General features: G+C 64.7%; 23 protein-coding genes. 4 read left to right on the top strand and 19 right to left on the bottom strand.

Annotation, left to right across the window (positions count from 1 at the left end; all coding sequences use genetic code 11):
* Window positions 1–153: 153 nt before the first annotated feature.
* The gene (locus AC0L3K_RS01190; RefSeq protein WP_007598332.1) at window positions 154–1,236 is read left to right on the top strand and encodes a DUF2336 domain-containing protein; all 1,083 of its coding nucleotides are present in this window, start codon (window positions 154–156) and stop codon (window positions 1,234–1,236) included.
* On the opposite strand, the gene AC0L3K_RS01185 is transcribed toward AC0L3K_RS01190, so the two are convergent.
* From AC0L3K_RS01185 to murJ, 16 genes are all read right to left on the bottom strand, one after another.
* Complete coding sequence (locus AC0L3K_RS01185) at window positions 1,233–1,943, bottom strand: tRNA (guanine(46)-N(7))-methyltransferase TrmB (RefSeq protein ID WP_473365400.1); 711 nt, start codon at window positions 1,941–1,943, stop codon at window positions 1,233–1,235. The two genes, AC0L3K_RS01190 and AC0L3K_RS01185, sit on opposite strands and share 4 nt — an antisense overlap.
* Window positions 1,940–3,097 carry a M20 family metallopeptidase gene (locus AC0L3K_RS01180; protein WP_473365399.1) on the bottom strand — a complete coding sequence of 386 codons (1,158 nt, stop codon included), beginning with the start codon at window positions 3,095–3,097 and terminating at the stop codon, window positions 1,940–1,942. The genes AC0L3K_RS01185 and AC0L3K_RS01180 overlap by 4 nt, the downstream gene beginning before the upstream one ends.
* 85 nt (window positions 3,098–3,182) lie before the next feature.
* Window positions 3,183–3,596 (bottom strand): helix-turn-helix domain-containing protein, encoded by a 414-nt coding sequence (locus AC0L3K_RS01175; protein ID WP_007598327.1) that lies wholly within the window; start codon window positions 3,594–3,596, stop codon window positions 3,183–3,185.
* Between the two features lie 210 nt (window positions 3,597–3,806).
* Entirely contained in the window at window positions 3,807–5,420 is a 1,614-nt protein-coding gene (gene lnt / locus AC0L3K_RS01170) for an apolipoprotein N-acyltransferase (protein WP_354170441.1), read from the bottom strand.
* Complete coding sequence (locus AC0L3K_RS01165; RefSeq protein ID WP_473365398.1) at window positions 5,417–6,535, bottom strand: hemolysin family protein; 1,119 nt, start codon at window positions 6,533–6,535, stop codon at window positions 5,417–5,419. The genes lnt and AC0L3K_RS01165 overlap by 4 nt, the downstream gene beginning before the upstream one ends.
* Before the next feature lies 1 nt (window position 6,536).
* Window positions 6,537–7,046, bottom strand: a complete 510-nt coding sequence (gene ybeY / locus AC0L3K_RS01160; protein WP_007598322.1) for an rRNA maturation RNase YbeY — start codon at window positions 7,044–7,046, stop codon at window positions 6,537–6,539.
* Between the two features lie 61 nt (window positions 7,047–7,107).
* Complete coding sequence (locus tag AC0L3K_RS01155) at window positions 7,108–8,166, bottom strand: PhoH family protein (RefSeq protein ID WP_219678884.1); 1,059 nt, start codon at window positions 8,164–8,166, stop codon at window positions 7,108–7,110.
* 4 nt (window positions 8,167–8,170) lie between these two features.
* Window positions 8,171–9,559, bottom strand: coding sequence for a tRNA (N6-isopentenyl adenosine(37)-C2)-methylthiotransferase MiaB (gene miaB, locus AC0L3K_RS01150; protein ID WP_473365397.1), 1,389 nt, complete (start codon window positions 9,557–9,559; stop codon window positions 8,171–8,173).
* Between the two features lie 190 nt (window positions 9,560–9,749).
* Window positions 9,750–10,430, bottom strand: a complete 681-nt coding sequence (locus AC0L3K_RS01145) for an HAD family hydrolase (protein WP_354200269.1) — start codon at window positions 10,428–10,430, stop codon at window positions 9,750–9,752.
* The gene (locus AC0L3K_RS01140) at window positions 10,431–10,886 is read right to left on the bottom strand and encodes a Fur family transcriptional regulator (protein WP_007598312.1); all 456 of its coding nucleotides are present in this window, start codon (window positions 10,884–10,886) and stop codon (window positions 10,431–10,433) included.
* A 38-nt stretch (window positions 10,887–10,924) separates the two neighbouring features.
* Window positions 10,925–11,410, bottom strand: coding sequence for a ribosomal protein S18-alanine N-acetyltransferase (rimI, locus tag AC0L3K_RS01135; protein ID WP_007598311.1), 486 nt, complete (start codon window positions 11,408–11,410; stop codon window positions 10,925–10,927).
* Window positions 11,407–12,102, bottom strand: coding sequence for a tRNA (adenosine(37)-N6)-threonylcarbamoyltransferase complex dimerization subunit type 1 TsaB (tsaB, locus tag AC0L3K_RS01130; RefSeq protein WP_473365396.1), 696 nt, complete (start codon window positions 12,100–12,102; stop codon window positions 11,407–11,409). The genes rimI and tsaB overlap by 4 nt, the downstream gene beginning before the upstream one ends.
* A gap of 84 nt (window positions 12,103–12,186) precedes the next feature.
* Complete coding sequence (locus tag AC0L3K_RS01125) at window positions 12,187–12,756, bottom strand: NifU family protein (RefSeq protein WP_354170455.1); 570 nt, start codon at window positions 12,754–12,756, stop codon at window positions 12,187–12,189.
* A gap of 183 nt (window positions 12,757–12,939) precedes the next feature.
* A complete protein-coding gene (locus tag AC0L3K_RS01120; RefSeq protein ID WP_007598307.1) occupies window positions 12,940–13,434 on the bottom strand; it encodes a universal stress protein in 495 nt (164 codons plus the stop codon).
* A 107-nt stretch (window positions 13,435–13,541) separates the two neighbouring features.
* A complete protein-coding gene (trpS, locus tag AC0L3K_RS01115; protein WP_473253898.1) occupies window positions 13,542–14,594 on the bottom strand; it encodes a tryptophan--tRNA ligase in 1,053 nt (350 codons plus the stop codon).
* A gap of 67 nt (window positions 14,595–14,661) precedes the next feature.
* A complete protein-coding gene (gene murJ / locus AC0L3K_RS01110) occupies window positions 14,662–16,218 on the bottom strand; it encodes a murein biosynthesis integral membrane protein MurJ (RefSeq protein WP_473365395.1) in 1,557 nt (518 codons plus the stop codon).
* Window positions 16,219–16,343: 125 nt separating this feature from the next.
* Between murJ and AC0L3K_RS01105 the strand changes: the two genes are divergently transcribed.
* A complete protein-coding gene (locus AC0L3K_RS01105) occupies window positions 16,344–17,345 on the top strand; it encodes an adenosine kinase (RefSeq protein WP_007598303.1) in 1,002 nt (333 codons plus the stop codon).
* A 117-nt stretch (window positions 17,346–17,462) separates the two neighbouring features.
* Here the strand turns inward: AC0L3K_RS01105 and AC0L3K_RS01100 are convergent, their stop codons facing one another.
* Together AC0L3K_RS01100 and AC0L3K_RS01095 are read right to left on the bottom strand one after the other, a co-directional pair.
* On the bottom strand, window positions 17,463–19,157 hold the full coding sequence (locus AC0L3K_RS01100) for an AMP-binding protein (RefSeq protein WP_473365394.1): 1,695 nt from the start codon (window positions 19,155–19,157) through the stop codon (window positions 17,463–17,465).
* 78 nt (window positions 19,158–19,235) lie between these two features.
* Window positions 19,236–20,429: a serine hydrolase domain-containing protein gene (locus tag AC0L3K_RS01095; RefSeq protein WP_007598301.1), complete on the bottom strand. Its 1,194-nt coding sequence runs from the start codon at window positions 20,427–20,429 to the stop codon at window positions 19,236–19,238.
* 348 nt (window positions 20,430–20,777) lie between these two features.
* Here AC0L3K_RS01095 and AC0L3K_RS01090 point away from each other — a divergent pair, with 348 nt between their 5' ends.
* Together AC0L3K_RS01090 and AC0L3K_RS01085 are read left to right on the top strand one after the other, a co-directional pair.
* Window positions 20,778–21,098 (top strand): hypothetical protein, encoded by a 321-nt coding sequence (locus tag AC0L3K_RS01090; protein WP_007598300.1) that lies wholly within the window; start codon window positions 20,778–20,780, stop codon window positions 21,096–21,098.
* Between the two features lie 123 nt (window positions 21,099–21,221).
* Window positions 21,222–22,715: an NAD-dependent succinate-semialdehyde dehydrogenase gene (locus AC0L3K_RS01085; RefSeq protein WP_473365393.1), complete on the top strand. Its 1,494-nt coding sequence runs from the start codon at window positions 21,222–21,224 to the stop codon at window positions 22,713–22,715.
* 122 nt (window positions 22,716–22,837) lie between these two features.
* On the opposite strand, the gene AC0L3K_RS01080 is transcribed toward AC0L3K_RS01085, so the two are convergent.
* Entirely contained in the window at window positions 22,838–25,054 is a 2,217-nt protein-coding gene (locus AC0L3K_RS01080) for an SLC26A/SulP transporter family protein (protein WP_473365392.1), read from the bottom strand.
* Window positions 25,055–25,301: the final 247 nt, after the last annotated feature.

Genomic DNA, 25,301 nt, shown 5'->3' with positions numbered 1-25,301 from the left:
GACAAGGCCCATGCAAGGCAGGCTGGGCTTTTTGCGCCCTGCCTGCGGCCCCGCGCAACGCTTCCTTCACCTCCGAGGCCTAAATTCCCTGCTTGTGGGGCGGCTTGGACCAAGGGCGCACCCGCGGCGTGCCCCGTACGAGTTTGCGTTTTCATGACCGTTGCCACGTCGCTCATTCCCGGACTGGACGATATCGTCAAACGCGGCGACCCGCGGCGTCGCGGCGAGATCGCGCACGCCATCTCCCAATTGTTCTTTCAGGACGCCGAGAACCTCCGTCCCGATGTCATCGATCTCTTCGACAATCTGCTGATCGATCTCGTCCCGCATGCCGAGCTTGCCTCGCGCGTCGATCTCGCCGAACGCTTCTCACGCCTGAGCAACGCGCCCCGGCATCTCGTGAGTCAGCTCGCGCGCGAAAACGAAATCGCGGTGGCGGGTCCCGTGCTGCGCCATTCCCCCGTGCTCGACGACGATGCTCTCGTCGAGATCGCGCGACTGAAGGGCCAGGGCCATCTGCTGGCGATGAGCGAGCGCCCCACGCTGTCGGCTGTCATCACCGACGTGCTGGTCGAGCGCGGCGATCGCGACGTGGTGCGCCGCGCCGCCGGCAATTCCGGCGCGGAGTTCTCGCCTGGCAGCTATTCCGAGTTGATCAAGCGTGCCGCGCAGGATGGCGTGCTGACGCTCAGGATCGGCCAGCGTAGCGATCTTTCGGGCGAGAACCTGAAACAGCTTCTTGACGGTACGCTCGACGTCATCCGCCGTCGCCTCTCGAGCGTGGTCAATCCCGTGCGCCAGGTCGAGATCAAGCGCGCCATGGCGGCCATCGAGGAAGCCACGCTGCCGCCGGGCCCGCGTCGCGACTTCTCGGGAGCGCAACGTACGATTCTGGCCTTGCATCGCGGGGGCCATCTTGGCGAGAGCGCGCTGTTTGGCTTCGCGAAGGCCCACAAATACGAGGAGGCGATCGCGTCGCTCTCGGCGATGTCCGGCGTCCGCCTCTCTGTCCTCGACCGCCTGATCACGGGTGACCGCTACGATCCAATTCTGGTTCTGGCACGTGTGCTGAATGTCAGCTGGCCGACGGTGCGGGAGCTGATCCTGATGTGGTACGGCCCGAATCGCACGCCAGCCGATGCCGACCTTGAGCAGGCGCGCGCGAACTTTACTCGGCTGATGCCGACGACCGCAGAGCGCGTCGTGAATTTCTGGCGCAACCGGCAGACGATCTAGACCCGCCTGAATCGCAGATACGCCGCCTTGCGGCCTTCGCGCGTGGCCTTTCGGCCGTAGCGCGTCATCGTGTATCCGTCCCACGGCAGGCGAAAATCATCGGCGCGCTCCGCGAGCCAGACAAAGTCCTGCGAACGCGACAGATGCGACAGCGTCCAGGCGCAGTAATCGTCGATGTCGCAGACGAAACGAAATTCGCCGCCCACCTTCAACACGCGCGCCATCGCGGCGATGGTCCGGTCCTGGACGAAGCGCCGCTTCCAGTGCCGCCGTTTCGGCCAGGGATCGGGGTGGATCAGGTCGATCCGCGACAGCGAAGCTTCCGGCAGCCAGGCCAGGAGCTCGGCGGCATCGCCTGCGAACAGGCGGATGTTGCCGATGTCGGCGGCCTCGATCTGCGCGAGGATCTTCGCCATGCCGTTGACGTAAGGCTCGCAGCCGATGAAGCCGGTCGTGGCGAAGGTTTGCGCTTCCGCAGCAAGATGCTCGCCCCCGCCGAAGCCGATCTCGAGCCGCAAATCGTCGGCTGCGGGCCCGAAGATCTCGCGGGCATCCGCCGGCGCTTCGCGGTCGATGGCGAGCGCAAGGCGCGGCAGCAGATGATCGACCAGCTCGGCCTGGTGCTGCCTGAGCTTGTGGCCCTTGCGGCGTCCGAAGAAGGCGCGCTCGCTGTCCTCGCGATCGGGATCTGATTTGCGCTCACTCATCGTAGCGTCTGGTACAGGCGATGGAGCAGCCGCGCGCGCGGTTCGAGCGACGAGACGTAGAGCTGCTCGTGATGGGTGTGCGCGCCCTTGCCGTCGACGCCGAGCCCGTCGAGCGTCGCGGTGTGGGCGGCGGTGAAATTACCGTCCGAGCCGCCGCCGGTGTGAACGTCGAGCAGCTCGAAACCGATCTCCGTGGCAACGGTCTTTGCATGTTCGTACAGCGAGGCGCCTGCATTGCTCTTCTCGTAAGGCGGACGATTGAGCCCGCCCGTGACCTTGACGGTGACGCCATCCGTCTTCGATGTCAGGGCGAGGATCTTGCCGACGAATTCATCCGCGTCCTTGAAGCTCGGCACGCGCAGATCGATTTCGGCATGGGCTTCTTCCGGCGTCACGTTGGGCCGCGTGCCGCCGCGCACCACCCCGACATTGACGGTGACGCCGCGCGCCAGATCGTTCATCGCTTCCAGCGCCAGGATGACATTGGCGAGCTCGCGGATCGCGCTGCGGCCATCCTGGGGCCGCGTGCCGGCATGCGCGGGCACGCCCTTGATGAACACTTCGAATCGCCCGACGCCCTTGCGGCCGGTGACGATCTTGCCACCGTCGCGGGCCGGCTCCGTCACCAGCACGTATTTCGCCTTGCGCCCTTCGGTCTCGATGAGTGCGCGAGAGGTGGGGCTGCCGATCTCCTCGTCGGAGGTGAACAGATGGGTGATGCCGAGCGGCGGGCGATCGGCCGTGGCACAAAGCGCGCGAAAGGCGTGATGGGCGATGTAGGCGCCGCCCTTCATGTCGTAGATGCCGGGACCGAACGCGCTGTCGCCTTCGACCTTGAACGGCAGGCGCTCGATGAATCCCATGGGATGAACGGTATCGAGGTGGCTCAGCACCAGGATGCCGGGCCGGTCCTGGCCCCAGGTCGAGCGCGCCACGAGATGATCGCCGCAGCCGTCGACGCCGGCGATGCGCTCCAGCGAGACAGGGAGATCGCGGTATTGCTCCGCGACCATCGAGACCAGCTTGTTGACCTGTTCAGGTGCGTCAGTTGGCGTCTCGACCTCCACCCAGCGGCGGATGCCATCGAGAATAGTTTGGGAATCGAACCAATTGGAGCTGACCATGAGCGCATCTGTGCCTTTGAATCGCATCATCGAGGAGGACGCGCATCAAAGCGCGGCCGCAAATGACGACATAGGCCAGATTTGACGCAGTCTCAAATCGGATTGAGAGGGCGCGTCAGCGCTTGTCGGGGCCTTCGCGGGCCGCGATCTGCTCGACGAGATCGACGATCGAGCGGCGCATCTTCGAATCCGTGATTCGGGTGAACGCTTTGGTCAAAGCGAGTCCTTCGGAAGTTGCGAGGAAATCCGAGACGTAAGACGGCGATGCGCCTTCCGCGAAGCCGTCCGGCCCCGCCACGCCGCTCGGACCGCCCTCGAACAGGAAGGACACCGGCACCTGGAGAATTTCGGCAATTTGCTGGATGCGGCTCGCGCCGACCCGGTTTGTGCCCTTCTCGTATTTCTGCACTTGTTGGAAAGTCAGGCCCAAAGCTTCACCGAGCTTTTCCTGGCTCATGCCCAACATGATGCGGCGCATCCGCACGCGACTGCCGACATATTTGTCAACAGGGTTGGGCGCTTTCGACATTTCCTCAGCCCTCCAAACATCACCTTCGGCGCAATCAGGAATGCCTCAGGTGTAAGCAACGTCAAAATCAGACCCTGTTATTGGAAAACATTGCGGAGAAATTTAGCAATGCCCACTGTCTTTTGCAGCCGGTGCAGAATGAGGAGGCCGCGTGCAGTCTGTCAACCGTGGGACTACGGTTGTCAAAAGTTATCGGCCGCGGCTGCGTGATCAGGGGCGCCGCTTGGCAACACGTCGGCGGACCGCCAGAAACACGGCGAGCGCGACGAGCATGGCCGCGGGGACATCGCCCACGCGCGCATAGATGGTCGGCGGGATCGCGGCGGGCAGATTTGCATCCAAAACGCCTTCGATCCCGAGACCGAGGCTGGCGACGATGCGTCCCACCGGATCGATCACTGCGGAAACGCCGGTATTGGCGGAGCGAACCAGCGGCAATCCGAGCTCGATCGCGCGCATCCGCGCCTGTTCGAGGTGTTGGTAGGGGCCGGTCGAGATTCCGAACCAGCCGTCATTGGTGAGGTTCACGATCCAGCCCGGACGCTCATTGCGTCCAGCCACCTCGCCGGGAAAGATTGCTTCGTAGCAGATCAGCGGCAGCGCGGACGGTGCGCCGGGGACCGCCAGCGCATGCCGCACGGTGCCGGGAATGAAGCCACCGCGCACACGCGTGAGTTGCTCGAAACCGAGCTTCTCCATCAGACCCTGGTAGGGAAGAAACTCGCCGAACGGCACCAAATGCAGCTTGTCGTACATAGAGAGCACGCTGCCGTCGTGATCGATCACATAGATCGAATTATAGGCGCGGGTGATCGGCGTGCCCCGCGGCAGGTCGGGCGCGCGGACCGAGCCCGTGATCAGCACCGTGCCCTTGGGCAGAAGCTCCGCGATTTGCGCCATCGCATCGGCTTCGCGAGTGAGGAAGAACGGAAAGGCGGATTCCGGCCAGATCAGGATGGTGGCATCACGCACGCCGGTCGATTGCGGTCCGGAGGCGCGGTCCGACAAGGCCAGATATTTCTTCATCACCTCCGCCTTGGCGGCGTAGTTGAATTTCGCGTCCTGCTGGAGATCCGGCTGCATCAGGCGCAATTTGGTGCCGGCGACCATCGTGGTCGGATGCAGCGACAGGCGGATCGCGCCGAAGATACCCATGACAAGCAGGAGCGCCAGGGCCGCGGCCGGTGCGCGCCACGCCAGGCGGCGATCGGGCGTGCGGTCGATCAGCGCCGCGGGGCTCGCGAAGATCGCAACCGTCAGGAACGTCATGCCCCACAGGCCGATCAGCGACGCCGTTTGTGCCAGCGGCAGCGGCTCGGACAGCGCATAGCCGAACGCGTTCCAGGGAAAGCCGGTCAGCGCATGACCGCGCAGCCATTCGGTGATGGTGAGGCTTGCCGCGAGCGCAAGCACGCGCGTCGCGTTCTTGGTCCAGAGCAGGCGGGCGAGCGCAAAGCCCATTGCTGTGAAGATGGACAGATAGGCCGGCAGGCCCAGCACGGCGAACGGCGTCAGCCAGGCGAATACATCAGCGTCGACGAAGAAGGCGTAGCCGATCCAGTAGAGGCCGGGCACGAAATAGCCGAGTCCGAACCAGTAGCCGGTCAGCGCTGCGGCGGGGACGCCGCGATATCGTCCCGCGCCGGCGCCGTCGATCAGCCAGACCAGCACCGGAAAGGTGATGAAAAGCACCGGGAAGGCGTTGAACGGTGCCAGCGCCAGCACCGAGAGCGCGCCGGCAGCCATCGCGACGAGCGCGCGCTTCCATCCCCAGGTCAGGATGATGGCAAGCGCGATCTGGCGAAATCGCTGGAAAGGGCTCACTGCGGACCGGTCCCGTCGCTTGGCGGCGGGGTGGGGGTGTCGCTGGCCGCCGGCTGGCTGCCATCCGGCGCGGCCTCGCGGCGCCGGCTCTCGCGCTGGGTGCGCGGTGCGGGACGCTCCTTCCGCGTCGAGATCCGCAGTCGCTTGACCCGGCGCGGATCGGCATCGAGCACCTCGATCTCGTAATGGCCGGGGCCCGAGATCACCTCGCCGCGCACCGGCAGGCGCCCGACGAAACTGACGAGATAGCCGCCCAGCGTCTCCACTTCCTCGCCGGCCTCGCCGGTGACGAAATCTTCGCCGATCACGGTGCGGACGTCGTCGAGGCTGGCGCGGGCATCCGCGATGAAGGCGTTGTCGGGCAGCCGCACGATCGAGGGCGGCTCGTCACTGTCATGCTCGTCGTCGATCTCGCCGACGATCTGCTCGACGATGTCCTCGAGTGAGACCAGCCCGTCGCTGCCGCCATATTCGTCGACCACCAGCGCCAGATGGATGCGAGTGGCCTGCATCTGCGCGAGCAGGTCGATCGCCCGCATCGACGGCGGCACGTAGAGCAGCTTGCGGATGATGCGCGCTTCCTCGAGCGGCAGCGCGAGATCGACCGTACGCAGATCGAGCCCGGCCGGCAGCGGTTTCTTGCGCTTGGTTTTCGTGACCCCCGACACGCGCGCACGCGCGGTCATGAAGGCAAGCAGATCGCGGATATGGACGATGCCGACGGGATCGTCGAGCGTCTCGTTGTAGACCACAAGGCGCGAATGGCCGGCGCTCTCGAAGCGGTCCATCAACTCGCCGAGCGGGATGTCGCGCTTCACCGCGATGATGTCGGCGCGATGCACCATGACATCGGCGATGCGACGCTCGTGCAGGCCGAGGATGTTGCGCAGCATGGTGCGCTCGACCGTCGAGAAGCCGGTGTCGTCGGGCGTCGTGGCGTCGAGCACGACCTGGAGGTCGTCGCGTACCGAACCCGCCTTCCAGCCGAACAGGCTGCGAATGGCACGCAGCAGCCAGCCTTCCGCGGTCGGGCGCATCACCTCGCCTGAGGTCACCACGACCGGTAAATTGGCCGTGTGGCGCGGATTGTCGTGAATCGGGTCCGAATCCGGCATCTCAATGCGTCCCTGGGCGGTCGGCATAGGGGTCGGGAATGCCGAGATGAGCCAGGATCTCTCGTTCGAGCGCTTCCATTTCCTCGGCGTCGTCTTCGTTTTCGTGGTCGTAGCCGACCAGATGCAGGAAACCGTGCACGGCGAGATGGCTCAAATGATGATCGAACGGCTTTTGTTCCTCGTCCGCCTCACGCCGCATGGTCTCGTAGGCGATCGCGATGTCGCCGAGCATGCGCGGCGCATCGCCCGGTTTCCATTCGCCTTCCGGCTGCAGCGCGGGAAACGACAGCACGTTGGTCGGCTTGTCGATGCCGCGCCAGTTGCTGTTCAGCGTGCGGATGCCGGCATCATCGGTCAGCATCACCGCCACTTCCGCCTCCGCAACGTCTTCGTCGACATTCTCGGCGGCGGCCGCCACGGCGCGCTGGATCACGGCCTCGGATTCGGGCTCCCGCTGCCAGCAATCGGCGACGACGAGGACCTCGGTGATGGGAAGGTTGGGGTGTGACATTGTCCTTGTTCCGAACGAAGGGGCGCCGTGTCCGCGCCCATATGGTCCGGTTGCTGCCTCGTCAGGATTTACCGGCGGCCGGCCGCTGCGGCGCCCCTTCGTAGGCGGAGACGATCCGCGCCACGAGCTCGTGGCGGATCACGTCTTCGGCCTTGAAATGAACTTGCGCAATGCCTTCGACGCCGCTCAGCAGGCGCGTCGCTTCGGCGAGGCCCGAGGTCTGGCCGTTCGGCAAGTCGATCTGCGAGGGATCGCCTGTCACGATCATGCGGCTATTCTCGCCGAGGCGGGTCAAAAACATCTTCATCTGCATCGACGTGGTGTTCTGCGCCTCGTCCAGGATGATGGCCGCGTTGGTCAGCGTGCGGCCGCGCATGAAGGCGAGCGGCGCGATCTCGATCTCGCCGGTCTGCAGCGCGCGCTCGACGATGCGCGCGTCCATCAGGTCATAGAGCGCGTCGTAGATCGGGCGAAGATAAGGATCGACCTTCTCGCGGAGATCGCCGGGCAAAAAGCCGAGCCGCTCGCCGGCTTCCACCGCCGGGCGGGACAGGATGATCTTGTCGACTTCCTTGCGCTCGAACAGTTGCGCGGCATGCGCGACCGCGAGCCAGGTCTTGCCGGTGCCGGCGGGGCCGATGCCGAACACCAGCTCGTGGCGCTTCAGCGCGCGGATGTAGGAATCCTGCGCCGCCGTGCGCGCGCGCACCGGGCGCTTGCGCAAATTGATGCTGTCGAAGGTGGATTTGGCTGACTTGGCGTCGAACTCGAACAGCGAGCCCTGCGCGATCACGGCACGGATCGCGCCCTCGACCTCGCCCTGGTCGAGGTCCTGTCCCTTCACGGCCTGGGCGTAGAGCGTCTCCAGCACGCGGCGCGCGGCATCGCAGCCGTCACGCGAGCCGCCGATGGTGATGTGATTGCCCTTGGAATCGACGACGACACCGAGCCGCCGTTCGATCTGTGCCAGATGCTGGCCGTAAGGGCCAACCAGCGCGGACGCGGCGCGGTTGTCGTCGAAGTCGATGACGACCTGGGTCTCGGGCGGAACCTGCATGTCGCGGTCAAATTTGCGGCTAGGAGCGATGGAAGAAGACGAATCCGATGCGCTTTTGGGCAAGGGTTCAGGCTCCAGTGGCGATGGACGATATAGCGGGCTCGTGCGCCATGGCGAGCTCACCGAGGAAGCTGTAGCGTTCGAGGCTGTCGATCCGGACCGGCAGGATTTGTCCGATGATGTCGGGCGAGGCCATCACATGGGCGGGCTGGAGGAATGCGGTGCGGCCGACGATCTGGCCATCCTTGCGGGCCGGACGCTCGAACAGGACATCGACCGTTGAGCCAATCGCAGCCTTGTTGAAGGCCGATTGCTGGCTGTCGATCAGTTCCTGGAGCCGCTCCAATCGCTGGTCCATCTCGGAGGGGGACACCGTCTCCTGCATATCCGCGGCCGGCGTTCCCGGCCGGGCGGAGTATTTGAACGAATACGCAGCAGCGTAGCCGATTTGCGTGACAAGCGCGAGGGTCGCGAGAAAATCTTGCTCGCTCTCGCCCGGGAAGCCGACGATGAAATCTGATGAGAAAGCAATGTCTTGGCGTGCGGACCGGAAACGGTCGATGACATCAAGATAATCATCGGCGGTATGTTTCCGGTTCATGGCGGCCAAAATCCGGTCCGAGCCCGACTGCACCGGCAGGTGCACGAACGGCATCAAGGCATCGAGGTCACGATGGGCTGCGATCAGACTGTCATCGACATCGCGCGGATGGCTGGTCGAATAACGCAGCCGCGCGATGCCCGGAAGCGCCGCGAGGTGCTCCAGCAGCCGGCCGAGCGGCCAGCTTTTTCCGTCCGGCCCCTCGCCATGATAGGCGTTGACGTTCTGCCCGATCAGCGTGAGCTCGCGCACGCCGTTCTCAGTGAGCCGCTTTACGTCATCGACGATCTTTGCCACCGGCCGCGAGACTTCCGAGCCACGCGTGTAAGGCACGACGCAGAAGGTGCAGAACTTGTCGCAGCCTTCCTGCACCGTGACGAAAGCGGAAATGCCGCGGGCGCGGATCGCGCCGGGCTTGGGCTGCGCGAGGAAGCCGAACTTGTCCTCCGCAGGGAATTCGGTCTCGATGGCGCGGCCTTCATTGCCGGCGCGCTTCAGCAGCTGCGGCAAATGATGATAGCTCTGCGGTCCCACCACGACGTCGACCGCGGGCGCACGGCGCACGATCTCCTCGCCTTCGGCCTGTGCCACGCAGCCCGCGACCGCTATCTGCATGGTGCGCCCATCGCGCGCGGCGGCGTCCTTGGCGACGCGCAGGCGGCCCAGCTCCGAATAGACCTTTTCCGAGGCCTTCTCGCGGATATGGCAGGTATTGAGGATGACGAGGTCGGCGTCATCAGCGCTGGCCGTCTCCACGAATCCTTCCGGGGCCAGCGTGTCCACCATGCGCTGGGCATCGTAGACGTTCATCTGGCAGCCATATGATTTGATGTGCAGCTTGCGCGGCGGCGTCATGGAACCCGGAAATGAGGTGGGAGGACCGCCCTCAGATATAGGCTGGGGCTGCGGAAATCCAGCGATTGGGGTCTTTTTGGTCGCATTCCGGGGCGCGGCGCAGTCGCGAACCCGGAATCCAGAGGTTTTGGCACGAGATTCCGAGTTCGATGCTGGCGCATCGCCCCGGAATGACGCCGAGAGGAGGGATTCAGCTCGCCAGGGTGTCCGCCGCGACCTGCCGGACCAGCTCCGGCAATTGCCGCATATCGTCGAACGTCAATCCGGCCCCGGCGGCTCGTAGTCTTTCCGCATGGCCTGGCGGGCAATGGCTACCACCGTGAAAGCCCAGCACGGTCATCCCGGCGGCATGCGCGCCGGTCACCCCGGGGACGCTGTCCTCGATCACAAGACACCGCTCCGGCGCGACATTCATCTGCGCGGCGGCGAACAGAAAGAGATCGGGCGCGGGCTTGCCGCGTGCGACCTGGCTCGCGGAAAAGATGTTCGGAGCGAGCAGATCGTAGAGACCGGCGCAGGTCAGGCCGTGGTGGATCTTCTCCGGCGTGCCGCTCGACGCAACGCATTTGGGCAAATCGATTGCGCCAATCGCTGCGGCCACATGGGTGATCGGCTGCAAATCGCTGGCATAGAATTGCAGCGTCGCCGCATTCACTTGGCTTTCGAGATCGTCGGGAAGATTGCGGCCGATCTCCTGTTCGACCATTCGCCGTGCGTCTTTCTCGGATACGCCGAGAAAGCGGACCAGCACCTGCTCCGATGTGATCGGATAGCCGTGCCTGGACAGCACATCCGCATGCGCGCGACAGGAGATCACCTCGCTGTCCACGAGCACGCCATCGCAATCGAAGATGACGAGATCGATCGCCACTTAACTTGTGGGTTTGTCGTCGTCGAGCGGGACGCAATAGAGCTCGAGCCGATGATCGACCAACTTGTAACCGAGCTTGCGGGCGATCTCCGCCTGGAGCTTCTCGATCTCCTCGGAGGTGAACTCGATCACCTTGCCGTCGCGCAGGTTGATGAGGTGGTCGTGATGGCTGTCGCGCATCTGCTCGTAGCGCGCGCGGCCTTCGCGGAAATCATGGCGCTCGATGATGCCCGCATCCTCGAACAGTTTGACGGTACGATACACCGTCGAGATCGAGATCTTGTCGTCGACCGCGACACAGCGGCGGTACAGTTCCTCGACGTCGGGATGATCGACCGCCTCCGCGAGCACGCGGGCGATGACACGACGCTGCTCGGTCATGCGCATGCCGGTGGCGGCACAGCGCGCCTCGATGCCGGACGCCTTGGAAGCGGGGGAAGGTTTAAGACCAGTCATGTAATGTCCGCCTGACGGGGCGCTTTCTGCCATCAATGTTACGACAAGTCACGTCGCATCAGAAGTGCGTTCAATTGTTCCCCGTTCGGCTGCTTATAGTAGCGTTCGCGGCGTCCGACCACCATGAATCCGGTTCTGTCGTAGAGCCGCCGTGCCGGCTGGTTATTTTCCTCGACCTCCAGAAATATTGTGCGCACGCCGCGTCCTGCCAGATGGCCGAGATGGGTCATCAGCAGCGTGCGAGAGAGGCCGCGGCCGCGATGGGCCTGGTCGACCGCGATCGAGAGGATCTCCGCTTCGTCCGCACCGATCCGCGACACCGCGAAGCCCACGGTGTTGCGGCCGAGGCGCAACCGGTGCACCAGCGTGTTGCGCTCGCTGAGCATGCTCTCGAACTCGCCTTCGCCCCAACCGCGCGCGAAGGAGGCGCCGTGGAGCTGCGCGAGCCGTGCGACGTCGCGCGCGACAGCCGGCTCGACGACGGGCGTCCCGCCGCGCCACCATTCCGAGAACCATTTCATCATGAGCTTGCGGCTTGTGCTGCAAGCGGCAGTTGTGCAGACGGCTTGGCGTCGGGCGCCCGCAGATAGAACGGCCGCGCCGGATTTGTTGCGGGATCGGCCGCGGCGCCAAGCCATGCGACCCAGCCGATGTCGGGCGCGGGCTGCGCGTCCACCGCGACCGGCTGCGGCATGTCTTTCGGCCAGCGCTCGGCGAGAATCTTCGCGGCATTGCCGACCAGATGCGGCGCGCCGAATTGTGACGCCGCGATCGCTTCGTCGACGGGAGCGACGCCCGGCCGCACCAGCTGACTGCCGTCACCGGCCACGATCTGGAAATAGACGTGGTCGTGCCGCGCGTCGATCGCCGAGATCACCGGCGCCGCTCCGCTCTGGCCGACGACGGCGGCGGCATAGGCCGACAAGGTGGTCAGGCCGACGGCGGGCCGCTTCGCAGCGAGCGCAAGGCCGCGGGCCGCCGAAATGCCGACGCGCAGGCCGGTGAAACTTCCGGGGCCCATGGTGACCGCGATGCGGTCGAGCGCGGTGAAGGCGAGATTGGCTGACTGCATCACGCGCGCGATCATCGGCATCAGCGCTTCGGCGTGGCCGCGCTTCATCAGAAGCTGCTCCTGTGCGAGGAGCTGGCCGGAATCGGTGTCGAGAACGGCAACCGCGCACGCTTCCAGCGCGGTATCGATGGCGAGGATCAGCATGGAACGATCGTAGCACCATCTGTCATGGAATACTCGCCATCATGGCCGGGCTTGTCCCGGCCATCCACGCCTTTGCGGACCAGCCTACATCGGTCGGACTTCGACCACGTCGGGGACGAAGTGCTTGAGCAGGTTCTGGATGCCGTGCTGGAGCGTCGCGGTCGATGACGGGCAGCCGGCGCAGGAGCCCTTCATGTTGAGATAGACGATACCGTCCTTGAAGCCGCGGAAAGTGATGTCGCCGCCGTCATTGGCGACCGCGGGGCGCACGCGGGTCTCGATCAGATCCTTGATCATGTCGACCGTCTCGGCATCGGCCTCGTCGAAGAATTCGTCCTCGTCGTCGAGATCGACATCGCTCGCGGCAGCACCGTCGGCGAGCAGCGGCGCGCCGGACATATAGTGCTCCATGATGGCGCCGAGGATCGCGGGCTTGAGCTGTTGCCATTCACCGTTCGCCTTGGTCACGGTGATGAAGTCCGATCCGTAGAACACGCCGGTCACACCGGGGACCTCGAACAGCTTTTCGGCGAGCGGCGAGCGTGCGGCCGATTCGCGGTTGGCAAATTCCATCGGTCCGCCGTCGACCACGACGCGGCCGGGAATGAACTTCAGCGTGGCGGGATTGGGAGTGGCTTCGGTTTGAATGAACATGGTTTTCTCCAGACGTCGCCGGTTCAAGGCCGGCGCGTGCTCTATCCACTAGCAGATGGCGACGGCGAACGCACGGTCAAGGGGTAAGTTGGCCGTTCACCTGTTATATCAGCGGGTTAGTGTAGGGGTGCCAAACTCCCGCGGCGTCACGGCCGGGAGCCCGGGCATGACGAGCGCTTGAGTTTACGACAGCGAATCCACGCTCTGGTCGCTCAGCGCGCCGGAAATGACCGTCACTGGCACCGGGAACGTGCCCAGCGCGTGCGCGAGCAGCGAGACCAATGGCCCCGGGCCCTCCGCGCCGGGGTTCGCGGCGAGCACCAGCATGGCGATGTCGGGGTCCTCGTCGATCACCGCCAGCAGCTGTTCCATGGCGGCACCTTCGCGGATCACCCGTTCCGGCGTGATCGCGGCGATGCCGTTGGCGCGGCCGGCGGCACGGTCGAGCGCGGCTTCCGCTGCCTCCTGCGCTTCGGCGCGCATGATGTCGGCGACCCCCAGCCATTCCTGGCTCTGCTGCTCGGGCTCGATGATGCGGAGCATCACCACGCCGCCGCCGGCGCGGATCGCCCAGCGGCTGGCGTAATAGACCGCACGGTCCCACTCGGCAGTGTCGTCGACGATGACGAGGCATTTGGGCTTGTGACCCGGCTCGAAACAAAGTCGCTTGCTGGTCATGCATGTCCCGGAATGTGCACGGCTGACATGCTGCCACACTCCGTCGTGCTTGGGGAGAGCGGAAGCGGCCGGCGCCATGACGTCGGCCGCGTTTTCGCGAACGCGCTTTAGCGCCGGCGGATGAAGCCGACGATGTCCTTCGAGAGCTTCATGGTCTCGTCGGCGATCGCGCGCGCCCGGTCGGCGCCGTCGTTCAGGATCGCGTCGATATGGCCGGGGTCGGCGACGAGGCGCTTCATCTCGCCGGCGATCGGCGCGAGCTTGGTGACGCACAAATCCACCAGCGCATTCTTGAAGCTGGAGAACTGGCCGCCGCCGAAATCCCTGAGCACGTCAGCCTTGGAGCGGCCGGAAAGCGCGGCGAAGATGCCGACGAGATTGTCGGCCTCGGGACGCGCTTCCAGACCCTTCTCCTCGGTCGGCAACGGCTCCGGGTCGGTCTTGGCCTTGCGCACCTTCTGCGCGATGGTGTCGGCATCGTCGGTCAAATTGATGCGCGAATTGTCCGACGCGTCCGACTTCGACATCTTCTTGGTGCCGTCGCGCAAGCTCATCACGCGCGTCGCCGGGCCCGTGATCAAGGGCTCCGGCAGCGGGAAGAACAGGCCGTCATTGGCGCCCTGGCTGCGGATCGAGTCGGCGAAGTCGTTGTTGAACTTCTGCGCGATGTCGCGCGAGAGTTCGAGATGCTGCTTCTGGTCCTCGCCGACCGGAACGTGGGTGGCGCGGTAAAGCAGGATGTCGGCGGCCATCAACACCGGATAGTCGAACAGCCCGACGGACGCGTTCTCGCGGTCCTTGCCGGCCTTCTCCTTGAACTGGGTCATGCGGCCCAGCCAGCCCATGCGCGCGACGCAGTTGAAGATCCAGGCGAGCTCGGCGTGGCCCGAGACCTGGCTCTGGTTGAACACGATGTGCTTCTTCGGATCGATGCCGCTGGCGATGAACGCCGCGGTCACCTCGCGGGTGTTGCGCGCGAGCTCGACCGGTCCACCCCAGACATCCACGCCCTGCGTGATCGCGTGCATGTCGACGACGCAATAGATGCAGTTGTGGGTTTCCTGCATCTTCACGAAGTTGACGATCGCGCCGAGGTAATTGCCGAGGTGCAGATTGCCCGTCGGCTGGACGCCCGAAAAAACCCGTTCAACGAATGCCATGGCAGCTTTCCTGCAAGATACGGGGCGTCGTTTCCAACAGCGGCGCTGCCCCGTCAAGGGTATTTCGCTAAACTCGGGCGCCGGGATCGGGCTGGGCGGGGCGCTTCAAGGCACCGGCCGCCTCGCGCCAGGACGCGACGCGGAGGATTTGCAGGAGCAAGCCATAGACGACGATTCCGGCGGCGATCTGTGATCCCAGCGCAATGAAGCGGATGAGCCCATGGGCCTCCGAAGGCAAGAGGCCCGCCGTCAGCCACAGCAGGCCGCCCATGACGAGCGCGGCGAGCACGATCCGCGGCAGCCGGTTGCGGGCGGCGGCATCGACCGAGAAGCCGAATTCACTGTTGCCTTTCCGGAGCAGCGAGATCGCACTGCTCCAGGCGCCGGCGGCAATGCTGGCGGCGATCCCGCTTGCGCCGAAGAAATGACCGAGCAGGCTCGCGAGCGCGACCGCGACCACGAACCCTTTGGCAGTCGCAAGCAGCGGCGTCATCGTGTCGCCGCGGGCAAAATAGGCTGGCGAGAGCGCCTTGATCAGCACATGCGCCGGCAGTCCCAGCGCCAGCCACATCAGGGCGCACGCCGTGGCCGCACTGTCCTCCGCGCCAAAGGCGCCATGCTCGAACAGCAGCCGCACGATCGGCTCCGCCAGCACGATCAGGCCGAGCGTCGCTGGCAATGCCAGCCCGGTCGCGAGTTCCAGCGCGCGCGATTCGGCATGCGCAACCGCGTCACGGTCACCGCTCCTCACCGCGTGCGTCAGCTCCGGCACCAGCACCGTACCCATGGCGACGCCGACAATGCCAAGCGGCAGCTCGATCAGGCGGTTGGCGAAATAGAGCCAGGAGACCGCGGCGGGCGTGGCGGAGGCGATGATCGCACCGGCCACCATCAGCCATTGCGGGCCGGAGCTCGCGATCATGCCCGGGATCGCCTTGGCGAAGAAGCCGCGCATGTCCTTGTCGAAGCTCACGCGCAGCGGTGTCGCCAGACGCGCCCTTCGCTGCGACAGCAGCATCAGCAGCTGCAACAGACCGGCGATGCCGACGGTGGCCGCCAGCATCCACGCGGCAAAGACGGCATCGACGTGCCAGACAAGCAGCAGCGTGATCGCGGCGATCAAGGCGATGTTGAACAGCAGCGGTGAGAACGCGGTGAGTGCGAAGCGCCCCTGCGCGTTGAGCAGGCCCATCAGTACCGTGACGGGTCCCGCGAAGGCGAGATAGGGCAGCATCAGCCGCGCATTCTGGACGGCGAGATCGAGCGATGCGCTGCCGACGAAGCCCGGCGCGATGATCATGATGATCAGCGGCATCAGAAGTGCAATTACGACCGAGATTGCGATCAGGCCCGCGCTCACTGTGCCGAGCACGCGTCCCGCGAACGCCGCCGCAGCCGCCTCGCCTTCGCTGTCACGAACGCGCAGCCAGGCCGGGATCAACGCCGCATTCAAGGCCCCCTCGCTGAGCAGGCGCCGCACCACATTGACGAGCTGAAATGCCACCAGAAACGCGTCCGCCACGGCGCCGGTGCCGAGCAGCGCCGCGATCAGGGAATCGCGTGCAAAGCCCAGCAGCCGTGAAGCCAGTGTCCCCGTCGAGACGGTCAGGAAGGAGCGGATCATCGGAACTGCATAATACCGTTGCTTGCCCGCGGAGGGCCGGCCGTGATAGGCCGCGAGCCAGATTTCAGACCGACAGGAAGCGGATTTCCGCGGGTATCGCAATCCGCCAAACAGGATCAAGGTGAATGGCTGACGTGAAATATGACGTTCTCGGCATCGGCAACGCGCTGTTCGACGTGCTGGTCAAGACCGATGAAGCCTTTCTGGGCAAGCACGGCATGACCAAGGGCAGCATGTCCCTGATCGACGAGGCGCGGGCCGCCGCCATCTACAAGGACATGGGCCCGGCGACGGAAGTTTCCGGCGGTTCGGCTGCCAACACCATCGTCGGCATCGGCAGCCTTGGCGCGCGTGCCGCCTATGTCGGCAAGGTCAAGGACGACCAGATCGGCAAGCTCTACGTCCACGACATCCGCGCGGCCGGCGTCGCCTTCAACACGCCCGCGGCGAAGGACGGCCCTGCGACCGGCTGCTCCTACATCCTGGTGACCGATGACGGCGAGCGCACCATGAACACCTATCTCGGCGCCGCGCAGGATTTGTCGCCCGCCGACATCGACCCGGCCGAGATCGCCGCGGCCGGCATCGTCTACCTCGAGGGCTATCTCTGGGACCCCAAGAACGCCAAGGACGCCTTCGTCAAGGCGGCCAAGATCGCCCATGATGCCAGGCGCAAGGTGGCGCTGACATTATCGGATTCCTTCTGCGTCGATCGTTATCGCGACGAATTCCTGGGGCTGATGCGCAACGGCACCGTCGATATCGTGTTCGCCAACGAGTCCGAGCTGCATTCGCTCTACCAGACCTCGGACTTCGACACGGCGCTCAAGCAATTGCGCAACGACGTCAATCTCGGCGTGGTCACCCGCAGCGAAAAGGGCTGCATGGTGGTTTCGGCTGAAGACGCCGTCGCAGCGCCGGCGTCTCCGATCGCGAAACTCGTGGACACCACCGGCGCCGGCGACCTCTTCGCTGCCGGCTTCCTGTTCGGTCTGGCGCGCAACCTGCCCTACAAGCAGTGCGGCGAGCTCGGCGCGCTCGCGGCCGCCGAAGTGATTCAGCACATCGGCGCGCGTCCGCAGGTGTCGCTGAAGGAGCTGGCTGAGCAGCGCGGGTTGACGGTTTAAGGTGGACTCTCTCTCACCCGTCATTGCGAGAGCGCAGCGACGAAGCAATCCAGACTGCCTCTGCGGAAAGATTCTGGATTGCTTCGCTGCGCTCGCAATGACGATTGAGTTGGCAACCTACGCAGTCTTCGCGGCCTTCAGTCCAAGCCGTTGCTCCACCTCGTCGCGCATCAGGAATTTCTGGATCTTTCCGGTCACGGTCATCGGAAACTCGTCGACGAATTCCACGTATCGCGGAATCTTGTTGTGGGCGATCTGGCCGTCGCAGAAGGCGCGCACCTCTTCCATCGTCAGCGTCTCGCCGGACCTGACCCGGATCCAGGCGCAGAGCTCCTCGCCATAGCGGGTATCCGCAACGCCGAAGATCTGCACGTCCTGAATCTTGGGGTGCCGATAGAGAAATTCCTCGATCTCGCGTGGATAGAGGTTCTCGCCGCCGCGGATCACCATGTCCTTGATGCGGCCGACGATGTTGCAATAACCCTGGTCGTCGATGATGGCGATGTCGCCGGTATGCATCCAGCCATTGGCGTCGAGCACATCCGCGGTCTTCTCCGGCTCCTCCCAATAGCCCAGCATCACGCTGTAGCCACGGGTGCAGAGCTCGCCCCGTTCGCCGCGCTTGACGATCTTGCCGTCGAGATCGACGACCTTGACCTCGACATGCGGATGGATTCGCCCGACCGTCGAGACGCGGCGATCGAGCGGATCGTCGACGGCGCTCTGGAAGCTGACCGGGCTCGTCTCGGTCATGCCATAGGCGATCGTGACCTCGCCCATGTTCATCTCGCTATTGACGCGCTTCATCACCTCGATCGGGCAGGGTGCACCGGCCATGATGCCGGTGCGCAACGATGTCAGATTGAAGTTCGAGAATTCGCTGTGGTCGAGTTCGGCGATGAACATCGTCGGCACACCGTACAGCGCGGTGCATTTTTCCTGCTCGATCGTCCGCAGCGTCGCGAGCGGATCAAACCCCTCGCCGGGATAGACCATGGTCGCGCCGAGCGTGACGGAGGCGAGATTGCCCATCACCATGCCGAAGCAATGATAGAGCGGCACCGGAATGCAGATGCGGTCCGCTTCGGTCAGGCGCATGGCGCGGCCGACGAAATAGCCGTTGTTGAGAATGTTGTGATGGGTCAGCGTCACGCCCTTGGGCGATCCCGTCGTTCCACTGGTGAACTGGACGTTGACGGCATCGTCGAATTGCAGGGAGGCACCGAGCGCGGCGAGCTGCTCACGGTGCGGGGGTCCGGCCATGCCGGCGACCTCGTCGAACGGAATCGTGCCCGGACAGGCGGGGCCGCCGATCTGGATCACGATGCGCAAGTCCGGCAGCCGCGCGGCGCGCAATTGCCCGGGCTTGGCGGTCGCAAGCTCCGGCAACAGCGTGTTGAGCATGTCCATGTAGTTGCTGGTCTTGAACGCCGTCGCGGTGACGATGGCGCTGCATCCGACCTTGTGAAGCGCGAATTCCAGCTCGCTCAGCCGGTAGGCCGGATTGATCGTCACCAGGATAAGGCCGGCCTTGGCGGCGGCGAATTGTGTCAGCGTCCATTCCGGCCGGTTCAGCGACCAGATGCCGATCCGTTCGCCGCGTTCGAGACCGAGCGCGACAAAGCCGGCGGCGAGCGCGTCGACCCGCTCGGCAAACTCCCTCCATGTCCACCTCACGCCGTGGCTGGGCGAGACCAGCGCCTCGCGATCGCCCCAGCGCCGCGCGGCCTGATCGAGGCTGCGCCCGATGGTGTCGCCGAGCAGCGGCGTGTCGGAGATGCCGCAAACGTAACTGTCGGCTTTGTCTGCCAAGATCATGTCCTCCAGTCAGGTGCGTGACGGCCGGGACAACAAGCCCGGCCGTGACGCGTCGTGAGAGTCAGGCGCGCCTTACGCCGCCTTCTGCCCGCTGCCGGCATCGAGCCCGGCATAGACACCGCGCTCGAAGCCGGCAAAAGCCTCGAGACACTTTGCGTCGGCGAATGGCAGCAACTGCATCAGGATCACGCCGGTGACGTCGCGCGCCGGGTCGATCCAGTAGTAGGTGTTGGCGAGGCCCGCCCAGGCGAGGCTGCCCGCGCTGCGCCCCTCGGCGGTCTTGGCGGTGTTGATCATGAAGCTGAGGCCCCACTTCTTCACCTGCTCCGGATAGAGATCGACGTCATTGGTGTACATCGGCGCCGCCGTGGTCATCTTGCCCATGGCGAGATCGCCGATGTGGTTCTGCCCCATCGTCGCGATGGTCTCGGCCTTCAGCACCTGATTGCCGTTGCCGCGGCCCTTGTTGAGGATCATCTGGGTAAACCTGATATAATCGGCCGCGGTCGAATAAAGGCCGCCGCCACCCATATGGAATTCCGGCTCCTGTTCGAGCTCGAACGGGATCGCGGCGAGCTGGCCATCCTCGCCACGCGCATGCATGCCGACCAGGCGCTTGCGCATGTCGGCGGTGATCTTGAAAGCGGTATCGCTCATGCCGAGCGGTGCGAACAGATTGTCGCGCAGATAGGCATCGAGGCGCTTGCCGCTGACGGCTTCCACCGCCTTGCCGACGAAATCGATATTGGTGCCGTATTCCCAGCGCGTGCCGGGGTCGGTCATAATAGGCGTCTTCAATGCCGCGTTCTGGCAGGTGGTGATGGCGGGGATGCCGTTCTTGTCCAGATAGACCGCGAGATCGCCGTTCCACATGTTGTAGCAGAAGCCTGCCGTGTGGGTCATGAGCTGGCGCAGCGTGATCGGCCCCTTGGCTGGCCGCAGCTTGGCCTCGCCCTTGGCGTCAAAGCCTTCGAGCACCTGCGGCTTGGCGAGATCAGGCAACACCTCGCCGATCGGCGCATCCAGCGACAGCTTGCCCTGTTCGACGAGCTGCATCGCGCCCGCTGATGTCACCGCCTTCGTCATCGATGCGATCCAGAACACGCTGTCGGCGGTCATCGCATCCGGCTTGGACAGGTCGCGTTTGCCGAACGCGCCCTGATACAGCACGTCGGTACCGCTGGCAGCAATGGCGACGACGCCGGGAATCTCTCCGGCTTCGCTCTTCTGGCGCAGAATCTGATCGATCTCAGCTTTGCCTTGCATACGCGTTTCCTCCGGTTTGATTATTGTTGGAAGCGATCGATTGTCCTCCCGCGTCCGCCGCCCGGCAAGCACATCCGCGTACCTGCCCCGGTCGCGATGTCGTGACTTGACGGTCCGTCACCCACGCAGGACGACAATAGGCCGAACCGCAACACGCAGTCACAATCTTCGGTGGATGTCCGCAACCAGCCGTGCCCTTGGATGGGCCTGGGCGAAATGTTTCGAAAGTTTTCGAGCACTTGAAACATTTTGTGAGTTGTGGCGTTCAGCACCGGGCCCAATCGCGGGCAAACGTTAAGACTTGATGCAAATTTGGCGGCCGCCCACCGGCCGCCAGGGGGACCTCAGATGATTTCGACCTGGAGCGAATGGAAGCGCTATCCCCGTGCCGGACGGGGCGAAAACCTGGAAGCGCCGATCGCGCCTGGGATCTATGAGGTCCGCATCGCCGGCACCGGTGCGCTCTATTCGTTCGGCGCGGTCGACAATCTGGCGCAGGCGCTTGCGCTGCTGCCGGTCGGCTCGAAGTCCTGGTTCGGCCGCCGCAACGCGTCCGACGTCCCCGATCTCGAATACCGGACCTGCGCGACCTCCTCCAAGGCCGACGCCAAGGCGGCCGCCGAGCGCATGATCGGACGGCGTGAGACCTATCTGAGCGGCGCGGCGTAAGGATGCGCCGCTCCTAGCCTGGCTCCCAGCAGATGTGCGTTGCGGGACGGTGCATTGCGCGCCGCTTCTCCCTATATTCCGGCCGAACCGGAACAGCCCGCAAAGCCCCGCAGGAGCAACGCCATGACCCCGACCGCCGCCGCACGTGCCCAGCACGCCACGTCCAATTTGCGCGACCGGTTGAAGGACCCGTCGCTGCTGAAGGAGGCCTGCTACATCGACGGCGCCTGGGTCGGCTCGCCCGTCTTCGCCGTCAACAATCCCGCCACCGGCGTCGAGCTCGCAAAGGTTCCACAGCTCTCCGCGGATGATGCCACCAGGGCGGTCGAGGCAGCCGAACGCGCCTTCCCGGGCTGGGCCAAGCACACCGCCAAGCAGCGCTCCAATATCTTGCGCAAATGGTTCGAGCTGATCATCGCCAATCGCGAGGACCTCGCGCTGATCCTCACCTCTGAGCAGGGCAAGCCGCTCAGTGAAGCGCTCGGCGAGGTCGACATCGGCGGCGCCTATGTCGAATTTTTCGCCGAGGAAGCCCGCCGCGTCTATGGCGAGACCATTCCGACGCAGCGGCCGGATGCGCGCTTGCTCGCGATCAAGCAGCCGATCGGCGTCTGCGGCGCGATCACGCCGTGGAATTTCCCGAACTCGATGATCACACGAAAGGTTTCGCCGGCGCTTGCGGCCGGCTGCACCGTGGTGCTCAAGCCCGCCAATGAAACGCCGCTGTCGGCGCTGGCGCTTGCCGCGCTCGCGGAGAAAGCCGGCGTGCCCAAGGGGGTGTTCAACGTCATCACCGGCGATGCCGCGCCGATCGGCAAGGTGCTGTGCGAGCATCCGGCCGTGCGTTTCGTCGGCTTCACCGGCTCGACTGCGGTCGGCAAGATTCTCTACCGGCAGGCCTCCGTCGGCGTGAAGCGGCTCGGCCTCGAGCTCGGCGGCAACGCGCCGTTCATCGTGTTCGACGACGCGGATATCGATGCGGCGGTCGAAGGCGCCATCGTCTCGAAATACCGTAACATGGGCCAGACCTGCGTCTGCGCCAACCGCATCTACGCCCAGGACAAGATCTACGACGAGTTCGTGCAGAAGCTGTCGAAGAAGGTCGCGGCGATGAAGATCGGCGACGGTACGGAAACCGGCGTCACGCAAGGCCCGCTGATCAACTTGAAAGCGGTCGACAAGGTCGAGCGCCACATTGCGGACGCCGTGAAGCGCGGCGCCAAGGTCGTCACCGGCGGCAAGCGCAGCGAGCTCGGACGCTCGTTCTTCGAGCCGACGGTGCTCTCCGACGTCAAGCCGGACTCGCTGGTGGCGCAAGAGGAAACCTTCGGCCCGCTCGCGCCGGTGATCCGCTTCAAGGACGAGGCCGACGTGATCGCGATGTGCAACGCCTCGCCGTTCGGGCTCGCCTCCTACTTCTACTCCCGCGATCTCGGCCGCGTCTGGCGCGTCGCCGAAGCGCTGGAGTCGGGCATGGTCGGCGTCAACACCGGCCTGATCACGACCGAAGTCGCGCCCTTCGGCGGCGTCAAGGAAAGCGGCCTCGGCCGCGAAGGCTCGCATCACGGCATGGAAGAATATGTCGAGATCAAATACGTGATGATGGCGGGGGTGTAAGGGCTCGCCATCATTCCTCCACGTCATTGCGAGCGAAGCGAAGCAATCCAGAATCTTTCCACCGAGACAGTCTGGATTGCTTCGTCGCAAGAGCTCCTCGCAATGACGAAGCTACGCGCTAATCACCGCCTCAACACCGCGATCGTCCGGTTCGCAAAGGTCAGCCGCTCCGCCATGACCGACACGAAATAGGTCAGCAGCTTGTGGCTGAGTGCGGGATCCTCGACCTTGATCGCGTCGAACTGGTGCGTATTCAGCACGTAGAGCACGCTGTCGACTTCGGCCTGGATGGTGGCGCTGCGCGGTGTCTGTGACACCAGCCCCATCTCGCCGATCGTGGTGTAACGGCCGAGGCTGCGCACGCGCGTGGTGCGGTCGTCGTCGGCAGGAATCATGATACCGACGCGGCCCTCGAGGATGAAATGCATGGAATCGGCGGGATCGCCGGCTTGCACGATGACCTCGCCGGCTTCGACCTCGATGCGCTGGCAGCGGCGGATCAGTTCGTCGGCGCCATCCTCGCTGCCAAGCATTCGCGTGAACCAGTCGCGCAGGCTGGCTTCTTCCTGCGCCAGCTCCTGATGCTGCGAGATGAGCTCGTTCTCGCACCATTCCAGCGCGCGATCGAGCTCGGGGATGATGGTGACGCCCTCGCCGACGAAGTCGCTGGAGCGCAGTACCTTCTCGGCCGTGGCCGACAGATGCACCAGGATCAGCTCGACGCCGAGTTCGCCGGCGCTGCGCTTGATCTGGGCGAAGCTATAGGCAGCCGATGAATCCACGCCGGTGACGAGCTTGAAGTCAAACAGCAGATAGCGGCATTCGGGCCGCTCCTGCAGCAGCCGCTTGACGTGCTGGTAGAGCCGGTTGGCCGAGCCGAAGAACAGATAGCTCTGGAGATTGAGGCCCTGGATCTTGCCGCCATGGGCCAGCAGCACGTCCTGATCGTCGCGCGAGCGGTCGAGCGAGGAGCGGTACTCCGAGCCGTCGAAACTGTACTTGATCGACTCCACCCGTGCGGCGCTGAACGCAAACGTCGCGCAGCCGATGATGACGCCGATCAGGATGCCCGGCACAAAACCCCAGGCGACGATGATCGCGATGATGGTGATCAGCGACAGATATTCCAGCTTCGACAGCCGCTTGCGCGACTCGACGATCCATTTGTGCAGCTGGTCGGCGCCGAGATAGAGCAACAGGCCGCCGAGCACGAATTTGGGGATGAAGCCGAGCAGCTCGGGTGCGACGGCGAGCACCAGCAGCGACAGCGCTGCGGCCGTGAGGCCGGACAGGCGCCCGCGGCCGCCGCTGGAGAAATTAAGCATCGAGCGGCTGGTCGAGCTGCAGCCGGGATAGCCGCCCAGCACGCCGGTCAGGATATTGGCGGCGCCGGTGACGTTCAGCTCAGATTCCAGATTGGCTTCGCGATGCGTGGCCACCTCGATGCCGGTGGTGTTGAACAGCGTGCTCGAGGCGGTGACGAAGATGACGGCGACGACATTGCCAAGCAGGTCCGGGATGGCAAACCAGGGATATCGGGCGAGATCGTCGCTGTGCCAGGGCAGCATGAAGACCGCTTGCGGCGGGGACTGAAAGGTCCAGCCCAACGTGCGCGCGTCGTCGAAGGAAACGCCGGTGATCCAGAATGCCAGATGCGCGGTGAGCACGCCGCCGACCAGGATGATCGGCAGTCCGAACGGGCTGCGCGAGCGGTGCCAGGTGAAATACAGCACCAGCGCCATCGCGCAGGCGGCACCGAGCTCCAGCAGGATGGTACGGTTGGCGAAGTGCGACAGTGTCGCGAATTGCAGGGGATGGTCGGTGATCACCCGGACCGCACCCATGACGATGAGAAGTCCGGTTGCGCCGAGGAAGCCGCCGACCACCGGATAAGGCACGTAGCGGATGGCGCGGCCAAGCCGGGTCAGGCCCAGTCCACACAGCACCAATCCTGTCAGCATCGTCGACAGGCCGAGCGTGATCAGGACCGGTGACAGCAACGGCGCTGACAGGTTCGCCGTCTCGATCCGTTCGACCACGGAGGCCGCCAGGATACCCGTCACCGCCGCGGTCGAGCTGTCGGGGGCTGCAATCGCGAAGGGCAGGGAGCTGCCGAGCGCGACGACGGCCGCAAGCACCGCAGAGCTGACGAAGGTTGCCGTGATGCCGTAGGACAGATAGGGCGACAACGGCCCCGCGAAGATCAGCAGCGAGTAGGACAGTCCGAATGTGACGGTCAGGACGCTGGCGGCGCTCCCGCCCAATATATCATTCAGCGCGCGCTTGAGGGCCGGAGTAAGCCCGGTCGACGGAGTGAAGCCAATCGCTGGATCTGTCACGCCGTGACACTCGCTCGTGAATATTCCCCTCCGAGAGGTAGACGACTGCGAGCCCAGCGCAACAGGATTCTTGCAAGCCGGATGGAAGAAACCGAAGCGCCCGCCATTCGTCGTCGTCCTGGCGAAAGCCAGGACCCATTACCCCAGGGAGCAGTTTGGCGAAGACTGTGCGTTCGGGATTTGCACCGAACGCACGCGATAGACCTCGCGGTATGGGTCCTGGCTTTCGCCAGGACGACGCCGGGGA

The organism is Bradyrhizobium sp. MI1.10 (assembly GCF_055811035.1).
Note: the sequence above shows the minus strand (reverse complement) of the source record. Positions and strands in the feature narration are given on the sequence as shown.